The sequence below is a fragment of the Chitinophaga sp. W3I9 genome, from assembly GCF_050434025.1.
In the GTDB taxonomy this organism is placed as follows: domain Bacteria; phylum Bacteroidota; class Bacteroidia; order Chitinophagales; family Chitinophagaceae; genus Chitinophaga.
In genome coordinates, this window is sequence record NZ_JBNPWC010000001.1 from 2,184,502 (window position 1) to 2,204,533 (window position 20,032).

The window sequence follows — 20,032 nt, forward strand, 5'->3', positions numbered from 1 at the left end:
CTGATCTTAAAGATAACGGTGAGCTCCCGGCGGAATCGCCCTGAGGACAAATTTTTCGTCAAAAAAAATTGCCCCTTTTCCTTTTCTTACTAAATACTGCTTCAACGCATGTATTAAAATTGAAGGGTGAAAGAATAGTAAATTGGTTGATAAATAACTAATACGTTTGTGAGCGACAAACTACGTAGCCGGAATGAAGAAATATTTTTACGGACCGGACGGAACCACACCTGGGGGTAACAAACTTACTGCTTTCTCAATGGGTTTTATTTTAAGGCATTGATTTTCAGAACTTAAACTTTATAACCCAAAAAGGTAAAAGTGCTGAGTAGAAAATTTATCTTTAAGCAAGACATCTACTTTCGATACAATGGAGGAATTCTTTCTAAAAATAAACAGTTATCAGAAACTGACTCCCGAAGCAGAATTTGCATGGATGCAAATTCTTAAGCGAAAAGAATATAAAAAAGGCAGTTTCCTGGTGAAAGCGGGGGATATTGCAAGGAATGTTTCTTTTGTTTCCCGGGGTTTATTTTCTCAGTACTGGTCAGATGAAAATGGAAAAATTTATATCAAACGTTTCTTTTCTGAAGGTTATTTTGCGGCATCAACAACTTCTCTTTTGAGCAAAACCCCAAGTGTGACCACTATCCAGGCATTGGAAAACTCAATAGTTTGGGAATATGACTTTGGATTATTTAAAGCACTTACGCTGAAATATCCGGATATCGCGGCATTTTACATCCACTATATGGAACGTCATTGGATAATCGAAAAAGAACCGGAAGAAATTGGTTTCAGGCAACATGCGTCGCAAGATCTGTATGAAGACTTCATTAAAAAATATGCCCACCTGATTAAGCGCATCAAAAAACACCACATTGCTTCATATCTGGGAATTACTCCAACCCAGGTGAGCAGGATCTTTTCGGCTAAAAAATAGTTTAACGCGCTGATTTTTGTGCATCCTCAACATTTGTTGAGGATGCACAAAAATATTTTCATTTCCTCAACAAATGTAAATGTCTAAAAAAAACAACTGCCTCATATTTGTGGTACCAGTTAATCAACTCATCGATAACAGGTATTGTTTTTAGCACATCATTTCATTTTTACCAGATCGAAAAACTAATAATCATGAACAAAGCAAACAAAATTGACGAATTTTTAAGTAAGCTTAACCATCCTTTAAAAGCTGAAATAGCATCGGTAGTAAAAATAATCCGCGAAGTCAGTCCCGGGATAGAAGAAGACGTAAAATGGGGCGGCCCGAGTTTCGACTACAAAGAGCCCATGGCGACACTAAATCCAAGGATAACTGATTTTGTAGCAGTGATTTTTCACAAAGGAGAGCTGTTAAATGACACTACCGGTTTCCTCGAACCCGGACCTAAAGGTAAGGCATATGCCAAATTCCGGTCAATGGAGGAGGTGAAAAAGCAGAAGGCAAATCTTCAGAAAGTAGTCAAAGACTGGATAAAAATAATGAACAGTTGAGGTGTCCAGATGTGTTGAGACTGACAGGACTTTAGCCTCCTATCATTTTATGAAATTAATTTTCCTTAACCATTTTACCACTTCAGTTTCAGCTTCCACTGCTTTATTGCCTGCAATAACAGCAACTTACCATCGCGTTCAGATCCGCTGGTCATCGTAAAGCCTTCGGGCACTTTACTATCAGGGCAAAGTTCTTTCACTTGTCAAAACTGCTCCCGATACCATCACCCCCGTTCGTATTAAAGGGAATCACCTGCTTACCTTTCAGGTGATAACTTTTCAGTGATGGCCTGGTACTGGCCGGATGGAATCCCGGAGAAGGAAGAACATTGCATAGCAATGAGGCAATTTGATGGACTAAATAAGAGTTTATTCAAAAATTATTACTTTTATGTAGATATTAACCCCATAAAACATCCTATCATGAAACTTTATATTTTAGTAGCATTAGGATTATTTAGCCTCACTACCAACATTGCCTGCAAAAAAAGTAAAAAGGAAGATAAGCCTGTTATCAACGCCTTCGCAACAAGCGGAAACAACCTGCTGTCATTTAACCTGAATTCACCTGCTACCGCTTCTGCCATACCAATCACCGGGCTTCTGCCTGGAGAAACAATCGTTGGCATGGATATCCGTCCTGCCAACAACCAGCTGTATGCAGTAGGAAGCGCCAGCCGTCTTTACCGGATTAATACTTCCACCGGAGCGGCTACTCCGGTGAACGCGAGCCCCTTCGCCGAAGTACTAAATGGTACCGCTTTTGGAGTGGACTTCAATCCATCCGTAGACCGGTTAAGAATCGTCAGCAACACAGGCCAGAACCTGCGCATACATCCGGAAAACGGCACATTAGTCGCTAAAGACACTGATATTAATCCTCCTGGCAGTGGTATATCTGCTGTGGCTTATAGCAATAATACCGCCGGATCGGCAAGCACTGTATTGTACGACATAGGCTACGCGAGCAACTCACTTTACAGGCAGGATCCACCAAACGGAGGAGCTGTTATTTTACTAGGGCGACTTGGTATAGGAGCGAGTGAAGCCAATGGTTTTGACATCAGCGGCGCTTCAAATAAAGCATACGCATTATTTACAGAGGGAGGCACAACAAAGCTCTATATGATTAACCTGGAAACAGGCGCTGCAACGGCAGTGGGCGATTTTCCGGCACCAGTAAAAGGGCTTGCTATAGCGCTGAATCTTTGAGTTTTTCTTTAAAAGAATTTAATGTGAAGATATAAATTACATCAAACAGGATCAGGTAAAAACCCGATAATCGATTCGTGGATGCTGTCATTTATTTTACAGCTGTTTAATTCAGCGTGTTCAACTAAACTAATTGGAATCGTCAGAGGCGCCTACCCTTCCGGTACTCCGGAGCTTTGTTAATTCTCTTCATTTCTAAATCTTACAGCCGGAATTTAAGTCGTACAATCACTACTTCGTTCTGCCATTCCTGCAGGGAATGCAGTGACTTATTCATACGATTACCAGTCTGCATAGCCACGCTGATGGGAGGCGTTTTGTGTTGAATTGTTAGTAGAGATTTTCACTGAAATATCTACATTATTCCCAGCATCTCCGAAATGTATAAAACCTGTCCGGAAATGTATAAGTAGCCTTACGCCGCGCTGTTGAACTTTGCTATATAAATTAAAACTTTAAAAAGATGAAAACAACAGCATCAAAAATTGTCCTTGTAACTGGCGGAAGCCGTGGAATAGGAAAAAGTATTGCGTTAAATGCCGCTCAACGTGGTATTGACGTTATCCTCACTTACAACAGCAACTCCGATCAGGGGAAAGCTGTTGCTGATACCATCAACAGCAGCGGAGGTAAGGCCGTTGCCTTGCAATTAGACACATCCAAAACCAGCTCCTTTAATGGCTTTGCCAATCAGATTTCGCAGGTGCTAAAGCAGGAATGGAACCGGGAGAACTTCGATTATCTTGTAAACAACGCAGGGATATCCCAGCGAACCCTCATCAAGGATACAACCGAAGAACAGTTCGACGAACTTGTGGACGTAAATTTTAAAGGTGTGTTTTTCCTTACGCAAAAACTGATTCCATTGATCGTTGATGGTGGCCAGGTTATTAATATTTCCTCCGGGCTTGCCCGCTTCGCCTTTCCTGGTGTTGCCGTATATGGTGCTCTTAAGTCCGCGATAGAAGGCTTGACACGGTATTTTGCCAAAGAATATGCCGGAAGGAAGATCCGTGTAAATAGTGTTGCACCAGGGGCAATTGATACAGAATTTGGTGGTGGAAAAGGTGATGACAGCCATCGCGAGCAAATTGCCGGCATGACCGAGCTTGGACGTCTTGGAAATGCGGACGATGTGGGCATGTTTGTCGCATCAATGCTATCCGAAGACAGCCGCTTTGTAAATGCCCAACGCATCGAGATATCGGGTGGGATGTTTATTTAGTTCTGGGGAGGAACATGCTTTGCGTTTGTTCCTCAATTTTTCAAACTCAAAAACATATTTATGAATCCGTTAAAAAATAAAGTGGCACTGGTTACTGGCGCCTCAAGAGGCATCGGTAAAGCAATTGCTTTGAGGTATGCCCAACTGGGCGCACATATCGTAGTTAACTATGCAAGTAACAGCGTGGCCGCCGATGCAGTAGTTAAACAGATTGAAAGTTACCAGGTAAAAGCTATTGCAGTGAAAGCGGATGTTTCCAAGCCCGCTGAAATAAACCGGCTATTTGAAGTTGCCATCCAGGAATTTGGGAAAATTGACATTGTTGTGGTAAATGCAGGATTGGAATTGGTAGGCGTGCCGGTTACTGCGTTTAGCGAAGAGCAATTTGATAGCCTGTTTGATACCAATACAAAGGGCGCATTCTTCACTATGCAGGCGGCAGCCAGGCATGTTGCCGACAATGGCCGGATTATTTATATCGGTTCCAGCACTACCGGACTGCCCAACGCCGGCTATGCGCTGCATGGTGGAAGCAAAACCGCTGCTTTGTACCTGGTGCAGGTATTGGCCAAAGAGTTAGGTAAAAGGGGCATAACTGTAAACGCCATACTGCCCACGGCAACCGAAGGCGCAGGAATCCATACTGTTGTTGACGCAGAAGCGCCTATCAGGGCCATCGTACCAACATTTTATCCCATGGGAAGGATGGGCACACCGGAGGATGTAGCAAATGTTGCAGAATTTTTCGCTGGTGAACTGTCTGGATTTGTAAGCGGCCAGCAGCTTCTGGTCAGTGGAGGTGCTATCGCCTGAAGGAGAAAATTACCTCTGCTTCATTGTTTAACACCTGACAATAAAAAAATCATTATAAGAAATACAATTATGAAACGTACAATCATCGTTACAGAAGCCTGGCGGTACAGGTGGCAGCCTTGAAAATGGTCAGCACTTTTTAGTAAATTTACTTGGCTCCCTAATCTGTTACTGCATGCAAAAATCATTCGTCGATATCAATACCATACATGAGCTGCATAAGCTCTACAGCTGCCCTCCACCGAAGCATCCATTAGTTTCCTTCCTTCCGTTGCAGCAGGTCAGCAGGAATAACTTTCCGGAAAAGGAAACCGTGTTCCGCCTGGGGTTTTATGCGGTGTATCTTAAACAGTTAAAAGGATCAATGGGCTATGGGCGTTCCCATTATGATTTTGATCAGGGCACATTGGTATTTACCGCACCAGGGCAGGCTGTTTCTACACAGCGTTACATTTCTTATGATGATGGCTGGGGATTATTCTTCCACCCTGATTTGCTGTACCGGACCGCACTGGGCAAAAAGATCCATGGATACTCATTTTTTCAGTACGATGCCAATGAAGCGCTGCATGTGTCAGGTGATGAAAAGAAGACGTTGCGTAATTGCGCGGATAACGTGACGCAGGAGTATTCGCAAAACATAGACAAACACTCACAGGAATTGATCGTAAATAACCTTGAATTGCTGCTCAACTACTGTAGCCGTTTTTACGACCGGCAGTTCCTCACACGTTCCAAACCCAGTCAGGACCTGGTCCAACAGTTTGAAAGCTTGCTGCTGGACTATTTTTCAAAGGATTCGCTGATAGATGACGGACTTCCCGATGTAAAATACTTCGCATCCCGGCTGAACCTCTCTGCTGATTATCTTTCGGATCTGCTGAACAGGTATACCGGTAAAACCACCCTGGAACATATTCACCTGCAACTGGTGGACAAAGCGAAATCCCTGCTGTGGAGCACAGAGAAAAACATCAGTGAAATTGCATTTGAACTGGGTTTTGAACACCCCTCTCATTTTACAAAGATATTTAAAAACAAAACCGGTAAGTCACCGTCGGATTTCCGGCAACAGAATTGAAAACTGACGGCACTCTGTCATTTTATAAACAAATTTTTAAAAAAGTATACTATGAACCTACATCCCAATCGTGGCATTCGCACATTTAAAATGCTGGTTATTTGTATTATGACGATTTTCGTCGCAAAGTTACAAGCCCAGGTTTCCCCAAAGGTCCAAAACATTGTGCTTGTTCATGGCGCATTTGTAGATGGCTCGGGGTGGGAACAGGTCTATGAAATCCTCACCAAAAAAGGTTATAAGGTCAGCATTGCCCAGCCTACACTGACTACCTTTGACGGCGATGTAGCTGCGGTAAAACGGGTAATTGACCTGCAGGACGGGCCTTGTATTTTGGTAGGGCATAGCTACGGAGGCGCAGTAATAACAACGGCGGGTAATAATTCCCTCGTTAGCGGACTGGTATATATTGCCGCGCATGCACCGGATCATGGTGAATCTGAAGCTGACAATGGCAAAATTTTCCCGGCTGCCTATAAATCACTGATCAAGGGAAATGACGGCTGGGACTACATCAACCCAAAGATGTTTGCCGCTGATTTCTCAGGTGACCTGCAAAAAGCAAAAGCAGCGTTTATGGCAAATTCGCAAACGCCTACTGCTGACGTGGTATTCCATGCCATCATTCAAGATCCGGCCTGGAAAACGAAACCGGTTTGGTATATGGTAGCAAAATCCGATAGGATTATTAACCCTGATTTAGAACGGATGTATGCAAAAAGGGCTAATAGTAAGAAAATAGTTGAAGTAGAAGGTGCAAGCCATAGTGTCTATATAAGCCATCCCAAGGACGTTGCAGACTTAATAATTTCCGCAACTCACCTTTAAAAGAGTAGGGTAGGCAGGTCTGATTACTGACGTGGTTTCAACAAAAAAGCCACTCTTTAAGAGTGGCTTTGCGGACCGGACGGGACTCGAACCCGCGACCTCCGCCGTGACAGGGCGGCATTCTAACCAACTGAACTACCGATCCATTCCTTTTTTGTCCTAAGAACTTGTGTCCCAATCCGTTGTGTTCTTCCGTTTTGGGATTGCAAAGATAGCAACAAAGTTCCCAATTAAGCAAATCTTTTTTAAAAAATATTTTCAGCATTATCTTTACATCCGATCTTTAACCAATTTAATCAAATTATGCAATTCCTGGATTTCGAGAAACCTATCGCTGACTTATACGATCAGCTGGAGAAGCTGAAGGAAAATGGTGAAAAATCAGGTGTGGATGTTTCTGCTACTGTTAGCGAGTATGAGCAAAAAATTGCTGATACCCGCCAGAATATCTACGACCACCTCACCGCATTCCAGCGCGTACAGCTGAGCCGTCATCCGGATAGGCCCTATACACTGGCGTACATCGAAAAAATGTCCACCAATTTTACGGAACTGCATGGCGACCGGAATGTAAAAGACGATAAAGCCATGGTAGGCGGTTTCGCCGACCTGGATGGCGAAACAGTCATGTTTATTGGTCAGCAGAAAGGCGTAAACACCAAAATGCGCCAGCTCAGGAACTTTGGTATGGCCAACCCCGAAGGGTACCGCAAGGCCCTGCGCCTGATGAAACTGGCCGAAAGATTCAATAAGCCCATTGTTACCCTCATCGATACCCCCGGCGCTTATCCCGGCCTGGAAGCGGAAGAAAGAGGCCAGGCAGAAGCCATTGCCCGCAACCTCTTTGAAATGGTAAAACTCCGCGTCCCCGTCATCTGTATCGTAATCGGGGAAGGCGCTTCCGGTGGTGCACTCGGCATCGGTATCGGCGACCGCGTATTTATGCTTGAAAACAGCTGGTACACGGTAATTTCTCCCGAAAACTGCTCCACAATCCTCTGGCGTAGCTGGAATTTCAAGGAAAAAGCGGCAGAAGAGCTGAAGCTGACCTCCGATTATATGAGCCAGTTTGGCCTGGTAGACGGCATCGTACGTGAACCACTCGGCGGCGCTCACGTAAATCCCGATGAAATGGCCCACCTACTGAAGGTCCGCATCAAGGAAACACTCGCAGAATTAAAGAAAATTGATCCGGATACCCGCATCGAACAAAGGATCGATAAGTTCTCCCGCATGGGTTTCTACGAAGAGAAATAAAAAATATTTAGAGATAACAATAAAAATTTCGAATTTCGGCCTTCGAAGTTCGAAATTTTTATTTTCCCGTAAACGCAATATGGAACAACTAAAAGGCACCGGGGTGGCATTGGTAACACCCTTTAAAGCAGATGAAAGCATCGATTGGAATGCTTTGGAAAAGTTGATCAACTACGTGATCGATGGCGGCGTGAACTATGTTGTGTCTTTAGGCACAACTGGCGAAACACCTACTCTTTCTGCAGATGAAAAGCTGGATTTGATAAAATTCACTTTCGAAAAGGTGTCGAAGCGGGTGCCTGTAGTGATTGGCGTTGGCGATTATAACACAAGGGATGTGGTAAAACGGCTGGAGAAATGCCCGCTTGATGAAGCGGCGGCCATTCTCAGCGTAGCGCCATACTATAGTAAACCTACCCAGGAAGGTATCTTTCAGCACTATAAAACCATTGCTGAAGCCTCTCCCAAGCCGGTGATCCTGTACAATGTTCCCGCCCGTACCGGTCGGAATATGACTGCGGAAACCACCCTGCGCCTGGCGCATGAAGTGGAAAACATCGTGGCCATGAAGGAAGCTTCCGGCGATATTATGCAGTGCATGCAGATTATCCGTGATAAACCAAAGGATTTCCTCGTTATCAGCGGCGACGACGCACTGGCGCTGGGTCAGCTGGCCTGCGGCATGGACGGCGTTATTTCGGTAGCAGCCAACTATTTTGCGACCGATTTTTCCAGCATGGTACACGCTGCCCTGTTAAACGATTATCCCGCTGCACGGACGCTCAATTACAAAATGCTGGAAGGATTTGAACTGATGTTCTCCGAAAATAATCCTGCCGGTATCAAGGCATTCCTGCATTACGCAGGGATTATGGAAAATACTTTCCGCCTGCCTGTACTGCCCGTTACCGACGGACTGTATAGCAAGATAGCAGCCTATCTGAAGAACTACTAACAGTAAAATGTAAATAAAAAAAGCAGCAGCCATCCACCAGGGATGGCTGCTGCTTTCATTTTATAAACCTAGATAATATAGGTTACGCCCTCTTCCGCAATCTCCGTATTCAGGAAAACTGGCCTGGATTCATCCAGGAAAGGTTGTAATTCGGTGTATTTGGAAGAAAAATGGCCGATCAGTAGCCGTTTTACCGCCGCTGCAGCTGCGAGGGAGGCCGCCTGCACAGAAGTGCTGTGAAAGCGCTCTGCGGCCCGCTGCTCTAAATCGTGCAGGTAGGTGGTTTCATGATACATGAGGTCCGCATCCTTCAGCACCGGCAACAGGTTTACATCATACAGGGTGTCGGCACAATACACATACCGCTTGCCGGGAGGCGGAGGTAAAGTTACCCAGTCATTTTTTACCACGGTGCCGTCTTTCCGCTGATAATCGGCGCCATCCTGCAATTTGCTGAAATAAGCAGCCGGGATCTCATAAGCCCTGGCCTGTTCGGGGATCAGCTTGCGCTTGCGTTTCTGCATCTCAAAAGAAAAACCAAAACAGGTGATCCGGTGCTGGGTAGGAAAACAGCTTACCGTAAGATCCTTATCCTCCAGGATAATACCACTGTATCCCGGTTGAAGCGGCACAAAGGTCAGTTCAAACTTCAGCACAGTGCCAGAGCAATCCAGCTGTAGCTGGATAATTTGTTCCAGCTCCGGTGGCGCATATACGCTGATCGGGTCGGTACGGCCCATAAGGCTGAGCGTATTCAACAGGCCGATCAGCCCGAAGTAATGATCGCCGTGAAGATGGCTGATGAAAATATATCTCAGCTTACTGCGCCTGATCCGGTACCGTGCGATCTGTAATTGTGTGCCTTCTCCGCAATCTACCAGCAGGAGCTGCTCATTGCAGGTAACTACCTGGGCAGTGGGGTGCCTGTCCAGGGTGGGGATAGCAGAATTGTTACCTAATATCGTGACTGCGAACATGTAAATAGCTTTAATCGTTCAATTGCCTCTTTTTTCAAATCACCCTTACGTGGGAGTAAAAAAGAGCTGCAATCCATCCTTACTCCAATCCATTCAGTAATTCTCTTTCCAGCTCTTCCATCATTATGAGGTCTATTGCCTCTGCCATGGTAGGCGCCAGATTGAGCATATCATCTCCCGCAGATTTCAACTCAGCTGTTAAAGTGTTGTTAAGACCGGTGATTGCGCAGGATAAATTAGTGTCATACATACGCTGATAAACTGTTAAAATGGCTTCAACGCCCTTTGCATCAATTTTTTGTACCAATGTCATATCCAGTATGAGATTGCGTCCTTCCAGCTCCGGCAATCCTGTTGCAGTAGCCACAAAGTCGTCTGACAAATTAGCATCCAATGCTGCTTCTTCCGGACAAAAAACGACTATTTTTTCTTTGGTATCAATTTTGAATTTCATGCGTTGGACGTTGTTTTATACTTTTAGTAAAAATAAATTTTGAACAGAGGGACCCGCCTATAAAATATAACCGCAAGAGATTGAAAACAAAAACCTCTTTTTCTTCGTAGATATTTTTAAACGAACGTACCCGCATCACCACAAAAATAATCTTATACTATTAAAGTGTAAGTTGTTTAAGTTTAAAAAGGAATAACTTCATTTCCGCATAAAGCGTGATAATCTTAAGTCAGAATTATTCGTTATTATTGTATAAGCAAGCCCCCGTAAGGGTTTTTGATAATTTAATAATCTCACAATGGACCAGAATTTTTCACCGCAAGTTAAGGAGATCATTTCGTTCAGCAGAGAGGAAGCTTTACGCCTGGGCAATGACTTCATAGGTACTGAACACCTGCTGTTAGGTATTATTCGAGAAGGCGAGGGCACGGCCGTAAAGATTCTGCAGGCTTTGAACGTAGATCTGTATGAGTTACGTAAGGAAGTAGAGCTGGCTGTTAAAGATAAGACAGGAAAGAATATCGCTAACATCAATAGTCTCCCGCTTACCAGACAGGCAGAGAAAGTTATACGGGTTACCGTACTGGAAGCCAAAGCACTGAAAAGCGCTACGGTGGAAACGGAACACCTCATGCTTTCTATACTCAAGAATAAGGAAAACGTTTGTACACAAATCTTACAACAATTTGACGTGGACTACGATACTTTTAAAAACGAACTGGGCTTTGTAAAATCTGCGGACCCTAAATCTGAATTCGACGATCCGGGCGAAGAAGAGTTTGAGGACGAAAGAAAGAGTTACGCAAGCAAAGCCAAACAGACAAATACCAAATCCAAGACGCCCGTACTGGATAACTTTGGTAGAGATATTACCAAGCTGGCCGAGAGTGGCAGCTTAGACCCGATTGTTGGCCGCGAGCAGGAAATTGAAAGGGTATCCCAGATACTTTCCCGCCGTAAAAAGAACAATCCGATCCTTATTGGTGAACCCGGTGTGGGTAAAACCGCCATCGTGGAAGGTTTGGCGCTGCGTATCGTGCAGCGTAAAGTTTCCCGCGTGCTTTTCGATAAGCGCGTGGTAAGCCTCGACCTCGCCGCACTGGTGGCCGGTACCAAATACCGCGGCCAGTTTGAGGAAAGGATGAAGGCCATCATGAATGAACTCGAGAAAAACAGGGACGTAATCCTGTTTATCGATGAAATTCATACAATCGTGGGCGCTGGTGGCGCTTCCGGTTCACTGGACGCTTCCAACATCTTTAAACCGGCACTCGCAAGAGGCGAACTCCAATGCATTGGCGCTTCCACCCTCGATGAGTACCGCATGTACATCGAAAAAGATGGCGCACTCGACCGCAGGTTCCAGAAAGTAATGGTTGAACCACCAAGCGTGGATGAAACCATCATGATCCTCAATAACATCAAGCCGCGTTATGAAGAATACCATAACGTAAGCTATACAGATGCAGCCATTGATGCCTGCGTGAAACTGAGCGACCGCTACATGACCGACCGCCTCCTGCCCGACAAGGCAATTGACGTACTCGATGAAGTAGGCGCCCGCGTTCACCTGAAAAACATCAATGTTCCTCAGAATATCCTCGACCTGGAAAAACAGATAGAAGATATCAAACAGGAAAAGAATAAGGTAGTGAAAAGCCAACGCTTCGAAGAAGCAGCTGCTTTACGCGATACTGAAAAGAAACTGGGTGAAGACCTGGAACGCGCAAAAGCAATGTGGGAAGAAGAAGTGAAGCATAAACGCTACCCGATCGACGAGGAAGCTATTGCAGAAGTGGTAAGCATGATGACCGGTATCCCCGTTAAAAGGATGGTACAGGCTGAAACTGAAAAACTCCGCCGCATGGGTGAAGACCTTAAAGGCGCCGTGGTTGGACAGGATGAAGCCATCAGCAAAGTCACCAAAGCCATTCAGCGTAACCGCGTAGGTCTGAAAGATCCGAAAAAACCAATAGGTACCTTCATATTCCTCGGCCCTACCGGGGTAGGTAAAACAGAGCTCGCCAAATCACTGGCCCGCTATATGTTCGACTCCGACGAAGCGCTTATCCGCATCGACATGAGCGAATACATGGAGAAATTCTCTGTTAGCCGCCTCATTGGCGCCCCTCCGGGATATGTTGGATACGAAGAAGGTGGTCAGCTGACTGAAAAAGTTCGCCGCAAACCTTACTCCGTAATCCTCCTGGATGAAATTGAAAAAGCGCATCCGGATATTTATAACCTCCTGCTGCAGGTACTGGATGATGGTATCCTCACCGATGGTCTCGGCCGTAAAGTGGATTTCAAAAATACCCTCATCATCATGACCTCCAACATCGGAGCCCGTCAGCTGAAAGATTTCGGCGCCGGCGTAGGTTTTACCACCAGCGCAAGAGCCGTAAATGAAGAAGAGAATACCAAGTCAGTGATCGAAAAAGCACTGAAACGTACCTTCTCTCCCGAATTCCTGAACAGGATCGATGACGTGATCATCTTTAACTCCCTGGCGAAAGAGCACATCTACACCATCATTGATATCACAATGAAAAGTGTACTGAAACGCCTGAACAACCTCGGATTCAGCCTGGAACTGACAGACGAAGCCAAAGGCTTCCTGGCAGATAAAGGTTACGACCAGCAGTTCGGCGCCAGACCGCTCCACAGAGCCATCCAGAAATACCTGGAAGATCCGCTGGCAGAAGAAATCCTCAACATGAACATTCATGATGGAGATATCCTCGTAGCTGACCTGGATAAGGAAAATCAAAAGCTGATCTTTACCCTGAAAAACAACTCTTCCAAGAGTAAATCAGAGAAATCAGAAGCGTAATAACACGCAAAACATAACCAAAGCAGCCCATCAGAAATGATGGGCTGCTTTTTTTTATAACATGAACATGTTAACCTCCCTACCCGCACTAGATTATTTTAAGCACCCCCATCCCATAACAGCATATATTTCTTCCGATACCATATTTTACGACCCACATATAGTGAGTCCTTACCCCGTCAGTGAATAATTATCGGAACTAAAATGGTATGATCATGTCATTTTTTAAAAAGATTTAATATGTCACATTTGCAGCATAGATTTTTATATGATCTATGTAATCCAAATTATGTCAAACTATAACAGTTTAATATTTTTACTATTATTTAGATTATATAGAAACATGAATCCCTTACACCACGATAATTGAATCTATTTATCCTTATTACTGTCGTACCGGCAAAGACCAAATGCCGGAGATGGGCTTGACATTTAATATTTATCCCTATATCTATGAGAAAATCTCTACGCATTGTAGTACGGGTGATGCTGGTTGGCGGTGTGGGCATGATCGCCTCAAAGGCAAATGCACAGCTGAAAGTCGGTAAAAATCCAACTACGATAGAAAAATCCGCTATCCTGGATCTGGACGCAGATAAACAAGGCTTATTACTCCCACGTTTAACCGACACAGTGGGCATCACAGGCTTAACTCCCCCGGATGGGATGGTCATCTACCTCAAAAAAGCCGGTGAAGAAGGCTTCTATGTAAGAAATCACGGCTACTGGCAAAGAATGGCTAACACAGGAGATGTAGCCAACACCTGGGGCCTCAGGGGTAACCCCGGCACCACCGGCGATTTTATCGGCACCACCACCAACGTACCGTTTTCCCTCAAAGGAAACAATGTGGAAGGTTTTGTGATCGACAACGGTTATGCCTTCCTGAAAAAGCTGGACCCGGTAACCGCCGGCGTGGATGTGCTACTGATTGATCCCGTTACCGGCAAAATCAACAAACGCACCATCTCGGAAACAGCCTTTACCACAGCGATCAATAAGATCAACGGTTTAACCGCAGCCGATCAGAAACTGACCACTGCCGCGCCTACGGCCACACCCAATGATTACGCTTTCACTACTACCGGAACAGATACACACGTACTCACTATCGCCACACAAAAAGGTGTAACCGGCGCCGGTGAAGTAACCGCAGGTTTACTGAGCCTGGCCGACTACAAGCGCTTTGATAAAGCCACACTGGCAATGATCATCGGCGCATTCGATGCCACACCGGTGAACGACGGTTTAACTATCGACAACACCAACCCGGCAGTAGCGCCTAAACTGATCCTGCACGCCGCGGATGCCACCCATCCCGGTGCGGTTTCTACGGGCGCGCAGTCGTTCGACGGTTTAAAAACCTTCCTGCAATCTGTTACAGGCAATGAAGATCTGACCATCCTCAAGAAAGGTCAGTTCGGAACAGGATTAACCGTATTGGCTAATGGCGCCACTATCACCGGCAACTCTACTATCACCGGTAACTTAACATTACCTGGCGCTGCCAGCAATCTCTCTGTAGGAGGAAATTCCACCCTGAGCGGTACCCTGAATGTAACCGGCGCCACTGCACTGGCCGGCACCCTCGGTGTTACTGGTAAAGCTACCCTGGATAACGATCTCCAGGTAAAAGGAAATACACAGCTCGACAATAACGTGGTGCTCACCAATATCGCAGACGGAACCACGCAGGATGTAGTATTACTCCGTGACGGTACTTCAGGCAATGTGGTGAAAAGAAAACTTTCCGCCAGCGCATTTAAAGACCTGACCTTCAAATCAAGTCACGCCGGTCTCGATCTGGCAGTAGCCCAGGTGGCAGATGAAGTGACCGTGAGCATTCCCGTAGCCTCACCCGCTACCACCGGTGGCCTGGTAAGCAACGCTGCACAAAGTTTCGCAGGGGCCAAGAAATTTGGCGATGAAGTTTCCATAAAGAAAAATGTACACATCGGTGATACCAATAACATCGGCAACTCTACCTTGCAGGTAACCGGTTCTGTATCCATGTCTATTACTACCGTTACTGCCGGCGGCACTTACACGGTAGCTGCAACAGATAATACCATCCTCGTAAGCGCAAACGCTGTTTGCAGCGTGGTATTACCAGATGCTACCACCTGTACCGGACGTATCTATACAGTTAAAAAGATACCCGCTGCCTCCGCACCGGACGATACCAAAATTGATAACGATGTACAGATAACCTCCGCCGGCGGCACGCTGGAAGGTGGAGCTAAACTGACCATCTACAACGACTGGACCTTCTACACACTCCAGTCTAATGGAACAAACTGGTACGTAATTAAGAAATAAGCTGAGAAAATAATAGGAACGGCTATGTGCAAATCATAGCCGTTCTATTCCTTTGGGTACATTCCTTAAATGTTGATGTATGAAGCTGCAAGGGCTTATAAAAGTATGTGCTGCAATGCTGTTTTGCCTGGGCAATCAACAGCTGACGGCACAACAATTAAAGCTGGGAACTAATCCTTCTCTGATAAAACAATCTGCTTTACTTGAACTGGAAAGCAAAAAGCAGGCACTCCTCCTTACCCGCATTGCAGATACCAATCAGATCGTTACCCCGGTAAACGGGATGATCATCTACCTGGAATCTGATAATACTTTCCGCGTCCGGGCCAATAACTACTGGACAAAACTGATAGCAGATGGCGCCGCCATCAAATCCATTAACAACGACTTTTCCCCCGCACAGCAAATTAAAGCCACGTACACGCCAGGCGGCACTTTTGGCTTTGCCTCGGCCGGCGGTATTCATAACCTTACCATTCCGGACGCTTCTCTCACAGCGCCTGGATTTGTTAATTACAGCGCCCAGTCGTTTAAAGGATTAAAGAACTTTACAGAAGGACTGCAAACCTACTCACTGCGTGTAGCCAACGACGTTAGTACACCCATAAAAATATTAGGAAAGGATGCCAGCGGAGATGTTGCTTCCATGACCATCGATAATAACTTATCCATCACAGCCGGACAACTGACGGTGAAAAACGGTAACAAATTATGGAACGCTAATAAAATAGCTGACTATGATATATTGTTTGGTACCACCCCTGTTAATAACGATGTACTTACTTTCAATGGAACGCAGTGGATTGCTAAAGCGGGTGCAGCTACTTTTATTCAGAATACCACTACTACACAGGCATCTTCAAATTTTAATATATCCGGAAGTGGTGTGATCGGCACAACGCTTACCGTGAAAGGGTTAACACCCGGTTCCATTCCCTATGTGGGCACGGGAAATGTTATTGCTGAAAATAACGGACAGCTATTCTGGGATGCTACAAAGTTGTTGTTAGGAATAGGCACCAGCGCTCCCGTGAATAAAGTGGAAATAGCAGGGCCACCGTCTACTTCAGCTCCTTTCTCAGCAAATACTTCCGGGTTGCGCTTAACAAACCTGGCCACTGCTACGCCGGCAGCAGCTACTTCTAAAGTGCTTTCAATAAACAGTACCGGCGACGTTATTTTAACAGATAACCCTGCTACCACCAATTGGCTTACCGGCGGTAACGCAGCCACTGCCACGCAATTCCTCGGAACCACCAATGCCATTGATATGGTGGTGAAGTATAACAATAAAGAACTTTTCAGGGGAAGCAGGGGACAAACCGCTGCCGAAAGCGGCGGCGTTGATTTTTCCGCCTCTACTTTAACCTTGTTCAACGGCGCCGTGAAATTTAACGGGCACCCGTTAATTGTACGTGCAAATGGAAATGATGTGCTGGCATTTGAAGATGCCGCAGGTACCCCAAAATGGCACTGGAATCTGTTAAGCAACGGATTGAACTTTGTGGAAACCAACGTGCAGGATTACCGTTTGTTCCTGCAGAACGGTGGAAACGTGGGTATAGGAACCAGCGCTCCCGGCGCTTTGCTGGATGTAAATGGTACGGCCATACTTGGCGCTGACGGTACGGTGCTAAACGGTGTATACAGGGTGTCAAATGTGAATTGTACTGGTGTAAACGGTGTTACCGGTGCAACCAGCATTCCTAACAGCACAACAGCAACTGCCACCGTAACATTCGCCGTAACGGGTGCTAGGCTTGCGCTGGGCGGCAATGTTATCATCAATCCGAGGTTTGATTTTCCCTTTACTTTACGCTTAATTTCTTCAAGGGTATCCGCTGATAACACCGTAACAGCAGTTTTTGTCAATACTGGTGTTGCTGCCTACTCTTTGTCAGGAACCACCAGACTTTTCGATATTACTGTAATCCAATAAAAAACATTGGTGAAGAAACTATTGCTGATATTATCCCTTTTGTTTTTGGTGGGTTTCACATCCGCCCAGCAAGGCGTTTACATCCCCGCCGGCGCTACCGTATGGCTCGCCGGCAATACCAACGTAGGCATCTTCGCTGATATGACAAACAACGGTGTCCTCGGCTCTAATCCCAATGCCACCTTTTATTTCCTCAGCAAATTATGGACTAACGGAAACGGTGCTACGCTGCCCGATGAAAGTGCAGACGGTACTTCCGGTACCGGCGGCACCTTCCTCTTTTCCGGCGCCGGTCAGCAAAGGATATTTGGCGCTTACAGCTTTATTGCCGGAACAGGCGCCAGCTTTCCAAACCTGCAGCTCAATAACCCGGCGGGCTTACTGCTGGAAGACTTCAGCGATCTGAAGATCAGGAATAACCTTCATTTTGCGGGCGGACGCATTTATCTGAACGGCTGGAATCTCCAGGTAGGCGATAAAACACCCGGTACTATTACCGGCTACAGCGACTACCGCTATGTGGTTACCGGGAAAGGAATAGCAGGCGGATTACTATACCGCGCCGCTATCACCAACGCAAGTGGAAAAGTGGTGTTCCCCGTAGGAACGGATGATGATAGCTATTCACCCGCCGCTGTGCTCATCACAGGCGCAAAAGATATGATAGGCGCGCGTGTATACGACAGCGTATTTACCGTAGCGGCCGGTGGCAGGGCTTATCCTGACAGCTTCGTGAACAAATCCTGGAATATCCGCCGGGTAGATAACAGCGGGGGAGAAGTAGATGTGATCCTGCAACACATGGACGTCAGCGAACTGCCGGCCTATGCTACATCGCGCGACAGCAGCTTCATTACCCGCTTCGTTGGCGGCGTATGGGACGCCGTACCGGTAATCACCAACAGGCCGCTGCCTGGTACACTAACCACCACGACGATGGTACAACCGTCAACCATGCACCTCCGGCATCTCGACGCATTAGGCGCCAGCGAATACTTTACAAAAACAGCATTGATCGGCTCCGCCAAACCAGCCATGTTCCTCAGCTTTGAAGCCTACAGGATTGCCCCGTTATTGGTGCAGCTGAACTGGACTACCAGCCGTGAAATTTATAATGCCACATTTGAAGTGGAACGCCGCTACGAAAGACAGGAAGCATTCGTGAAAATCGGCGTGCTGCCAACAAAAGCCGTCAATGGCAATAGCAGCATACCGTTGAGCTATACCTTCCCGGATGTGAATGATTACGACGACTGGACCTATTACCGCATCAAGGCAATAGGCAGGAACGGCAAAATTACCTATTCTGAAATACGCGCGGTGCCTCCGTTTGTACAGATCAAGGTATTCCCGAATCCGAATAATGGTAACTTCAAAGTCACTATCCACGGTATCCGCGGTGATATGCTGATGCAGCTGCACGATACCTGGAGCCAGGTAATGCGCCAGTACGAGATAAGAAGGGACGCCGAAGTGAATATCTCAGATCTGCCGTCAGGCGTTTACTTCCTCGTGATCTACCATAAAGACACCATGAAAGTGGCTTATACCTGCAAGGTAGTAGTAGCCCAATAAAAGGCCGGAATTTCCCCCTACCGGAAATTCCAGCCTTTTGTTTTGATTTTCTCGGAGATTTGCCCCAATTTTGTAGGGTTCTTCCCTATAGGCGATTCATTTAAACAGATAGTTTTGAAAAAAATAATCATCACGATAGATGGCTACTCTTCATGTGGCAAAAGCACTTTGGCCAAGCAACTGGCTAAAAAGCTGAACTATACCTATATAGACAGTGGTGCCATGTATCGTGCGATTACCCTTTACTTTATTCAAAACCGGATCGACTGGACGTCGCATGAAGCCGTGGCCACTGCACTGGAAGATGTACACCTGGATTTTGTTCCTAACTCACTCACCGGCATCAGCGAAATGTATCTCAACAATGAAAACGTGGAACACCTGATCCGCGAAATGATCGTAGCTGAAAAAGTGAGCGAGGTAGCCGCTGTAAAGGAAGTCCGTGATCTGGCCGTAGCCCAGCAAAAGAAGATGGGCGCCCGTAAAGGCATCGTGATGGATGGCCGCGACATCGGTACCGTAGTATTTCCCCATGCGGAACTTAAGATCTTCATGACCGCCGACATCGCGATCCGCGTGCAGCGCCGGTTTAAGGAACTGTATGAGAAAAATAAGAACATCACCCTCGAAGAAGTAAAACAAAACCTCGAACTGAGAGATTATATTGATGCCAACCGGGAAATAAGCCCGCTGCGCAAAGCAGAAGATGCTATCATCCTGGATAACAGCTACTTGAACCTCGATGACCAGCTTCAACTGGTGATGCAATGGGTGGAAGACGCTATTATGGCGCACTCCTCATAAAATATTATTTCCTTTTATTAAAACTCTTTTATACATTTGTTATGTGGCCTGTTGGTCACCAACCCGATAATTTTTCCACATCCTCCCGAATTTCCAGTAGAATTTTATTTTCATGCCCAAATGATGTCAACTTTTATTGACCATTTCTGCATAGCCAACCTGATCCTCCCTGAAAAATACTGCTTAGGTAATTTTTGTATGGAAAAGTCCGTGCTGTTGATGTAGTGCTGTCGACTGTATAAGACATTAAGAACAAGTGCGTA

Annotated in this window: 17 protein-coding genes and 1 tRNA gene; 14 read left to right on the forward strand and 4 right to left on the reverse strand. The window is 45.9% G+C overall.

What is annotated here, in order from left to right; genetic code table 11:
• The first annotated feature begins 370 nt into the window (after positions 1-370).
• On the forward strand, positions 371-943 hold the full coding sequence (locus QFZ51_RS09230) for a Crp/Fnr family transcriptional regulator (RefSeq protein WP_429045284.1): 573 nt from the start codon (positions 371-373) through the stop codon (positions 941-943).
• 194 nt (positions 944-1,137) lie between these two features.
• Positions 1,138-1,497, forward strand: coding sequence for a DUF1801 domain-containing protein (locus QFZ51_RS09235; RefSeq protein ID WP_429045286.1), 360 nt, complete (start codon positions 1,138-1,140; stop codon positions 1,495-1,497).
• Positions 1,498-1,571: 74 nt separating this feature from the next.
• Here QFZ51_RS09235 and QFZ51_RS09240 read toward each other — a convergent pair whose 3' ends face one another.
• Complete coding sequence (locus tag QFZ51_RS09240; protein WP_429045288.1) at positions 1,572-1,697, reverse strand: hypothetical protein; 126 nt, start codon at positions 1,695-1,697, stop codon at positions 1,572-1,574.
• A gap of 223 nt (positions 1,698-1,920) precedes the next feature.
• Between QFZ51_RS09240 and QFZ51_RS09245 the strand changes: the two genes are divergently transcribed.
• From QFZ51_RS09245 to QFZ51_RS09265, 5 genes are all read left to right on the forward strand, one after another.
• Positions 1,921-2,709, forward strand: a complete 789-nt coding sequence (locus tag QFZ51_RS09245; protein WP_429045290.1) for a DUF4394 domain-containing protein — start codon at positions 1,921-1,923, stop codon at positions 2,707-2,709.
• Between the two features lie 463 nt (positions 2,710-3,172).
• On the forward strand, positions 3,173-3,934 hold the full coding sequence (locus tag QFZ51_RS09250) for an SDR family NAD(P)-dependent oxidoreductase (RefSeq protein ID WP_429045291.1): 762 nt from the start codon (positions 3,173-3,175) through the stop codon (positions 3,932-3,934).
• 60 nt (positions 3,935-3,994) lie between these two features.
• A complete protein-coding gene (locus QFZ51_RS09255; RefSeq protein WP_429045293.1) occupies positions 3,995-4,747 on the forward strand; it encodes an SDR family oxidoreductase in 753 nt (250 codons plus the stop codon).
• A gap of 175 nt (positions 4,748-4,922) precedes the next feature.
• Positions 4,923-5,828: a helix-turn-helix domain-containing protein gene (locus QFZ51_RS09260; protein ID WP_429045295.1), complete on the forward strand. Its 906-nt coding sequence runs from the start codon at positions 4,923-4,925 to the stop codon at positions 5,826-5,828.
• Between the two features lie 51 nt (positions 5,829-5,879).
• Entirely contained in the window at positions 5,880-6,656 is a 777-nt protein-coding gene (locus QFZ51_RS09265) for an alpha/beta fold hydrolase (RefSeq protein ID WP_429045297.1), read from the forward strand.
• Positions 6,657-6,727: 71 nt separating this feature from the next.
• On the opposite strand, the gene QFZ51_RS09270 is transcribed toward QFZ51_RS09265, so the two are convergent.
• Positions 6,728-6,801, reverse strand: a tRNA-Asp gene (locus tag QFZ51_RS09270).
• Between the two features lie 158 nt (positions 6,802-6,959).
• Here QFZ51_RS09270 and QFZ51_RS09275 point away from each other — a divergent pair.
• On the forward strand, positions 6,960-7,913 hold the full coding sequence (locus QFZ51_RS09275; RefSeq protein WP_079469072.1) for an acetyl-CoA carboxylase carboxyltransferase subunit alpha: 954 nt from the start codon (positions 6,960-6,962) through the stop codon (positions 7,911-7,913).
• Positions 7,914-7,992: 79 nt separating this feature from the next.
• Complete coding sequence (dapA, locus tag QFZ51_RS09280) at positions 7,993-8,868, forward strand: 4-hydroxy-tetrahydrodipicolinate synthase (RefSeq protein WP_370909640.1); 876 nt, start codon at positions 7,993-7,995, stop codon at positions 8,866-8,868.
• 68 nt (positions 8,869-8,936) lie between these two features.
• On the opposite strand, the gene QFZ51_RS09285 is transcribed toward dapA, so the two are convergent.
• Together QFZ51_RS09285 and QFZ51_RS09290 are read right to left on the reverse strand one after the other, a co-directional pair.
• Positions 8,937-9,845 (reverse strand): ribonuclease Z, encoded by a 909-nt coding sequence (locus tag QFZ51_RS09285; RefSeq protein WP_429045299.1) that lies wholly within the window; start codon positions 9,843-9,845, stop codon positions 8,937-8,939.
• A 79-nt stretch (positions 9,846-9,924) separates the two neighbouring features.
• On the reverse strand, positions 9,925-10,299 hold the full coding sequence (locus tag QFZ51_RS09290) for an STAS domain-containing protein (RefSeq protein ID WP_429045301.1): 375 nt from the start codon (positions 10,297-10,299) through the stop codon (positions 9,925-9,927).
• Positions 10,300-10,597: 298 nt separating this feature from the next.
• On the opposite strand from QFZ51_RS09290, the gene QFZ51_RS09295 reads away from it, so the two are divergent.
• From QFZ51_RS09295 to cmk, 5 genes are all read left to right on the forward strand, one after another.
• On the forward strand, positions 10,598-13,132 hold the full coding sequence (locus tag QFZ51_RS09295; protein WP_370909643.1) for an ATP-dependent Clp protease ATP-binding subunit: 2,535 nt from the start codon (positions 10,598-10,600) through the stop codon (positions 13,130-13,132).
• A 453-nt stretch (positions 13,133-13,585) separates the two neighbouring features.
• Positions 13,586-15,451 carry a hypothetical protein gene (locus QFZ51_RS09300; protein ID WP_429045303.1) on the forward strand — a complete coding sequence of 622 codons (1,866 nt, stop codon included), beginning with the start codon at positions 13,586-13,588 and terminating at the stop codon, positions 15,449-15,451.
• A gap of 79 nt (positions 15,452-15,530) precedes the next feature.
• Positions 15,531-17,390 (forward strand): hypothetical protein, encoded by a 1,860-nt coding sequence (locus tag QFZ51_RS09305; protein ID WP_429045304.1) that lies wholly within the window; start codon positions 15,531-15,533, stop codon positions 17,388-17,390.
• Positions 17,391-17,399: 9 nt separating this feature from the next.
• Positions 17,400-18,965 carry a T9SS type A sorting domain-containing protein gene (locus QFZ51_RS09310; RefSeq protein WP_429045306.1) on the forward strand — a complete coding sequence of 522 codons (1,566 nt, stop codon included), beginning with the start codon at positions 17,400-17,402 and terminating at the stop codon, positions 18,963-18,965.
• A 114-nt stretch (positions 18,966-19,079) separates the two neighbouring features.
• Positions 19,080-19,769 (forward strand): (d)CMP kinase, encoded by a 690-nt coding sequence (gene cmk, locus QFZ51_RS09315; RefSeq protein ID WP_429045308.1) that lies wholly within the window; start codon positions 19,080-19,082, stop codon positions 19,767-19,769.
• Positions 19,770-20,032 lie beyond the last annotated feature (263 nt).

Coding starts and splice junctions, on each gene's coding strand:
- QFZ51_RS09230 (WP_429045284.1), top strand. CDS start 371: ATGGAGGAATTCTTTCTAAAAATAAACAGTTATCAGAAACTGACTCCC.
- QFZ51_RS09235 (WP_429045286.1), top strand. CDS start 1,138: ATGAACAAAGCAAACAAAATTGACGAATTTTTAAGTAAGCTTAACCAT.
- QFZ51_RS09245 (WP_429045290.1), top strand. CDS start 1,921: ATGAAACTTTATATTTTAGTAGCATTAGGATTATTTAGCCTCACTACC.
- QFZ51_RS09250 (WP_429045291.1), top strand. CDS start 3,173: ATGAAAACAACAGCATCAAAAATTGTCCTTGTAACTGGCGGAAGCCGT.
- QFZ51_RS09255 (WP_429045293.1), top strand. CDS start 3,995: ATGAATCCGTTAAAAAATAAAGTGGCACTGGTTACTGGCGCCTCAAGA.
- QFZ51_RS09260 (WP_429045295.1), top strand. CDS start 4,923: ATGCAAAAATCATTCGTCGATATCAATACCATACATGAGCTGCATAAG.
- QFZ51_RS09265 (WP_429045297.1), top strand. CDS start 5,880: ATGAACCTACATCCCAATCGTGGCATTCGCACATTTAAAATGCTGGTT.
- QFZ51_RS09275 (WP_079469072.1), top strand. CDS start 6,960: ATGCAATTCCTGGATTTCGAGAAACCTATCGCTGACTTATACGATCAG.
- dapA (WP_370909640.1), top strand. CDS start 7,993: ATGGAACAACTAAAAGGCACCGGGGTGGCATTGGTAACACCCTTTAAA.
- QFZ51_RS09285 (WP_429045299.1), bottom strand. CDS start 9,845: ATGTTCGCAGTCACGATATTAGGTAACAATTCTGCTATCCCCACCCTG.
- QFZ51_RS09290 (WP_429045301.1), bottom strand. CDS start 10,299: ATGAAATTCAAAATTGATACCAAAGAAAAAATAGTCGTTTTTTGTCCG.
- QFZ51_RS09295 (WP_370909643.1), top strand. CDS start 10,598: ATGGACCAGAATTTTTCACCGCAAGTTAAGGAGATCATTTCGTTCAGC.
- QFZ51_RS09300 (WP_429045303.1), top strand. CDS start 13,586: ATGAGAAAATCTCTACGCATTGTAGTACGGGTGATGCTGGTTGGCGGT.
- QFZ51_RS09305 (WP_429045304.1), top strand. CDS start 15,531: ATGAAGCTGCAAGGGCTTATAAAAGTATGTGCTGCAATGCTGTTTTGC.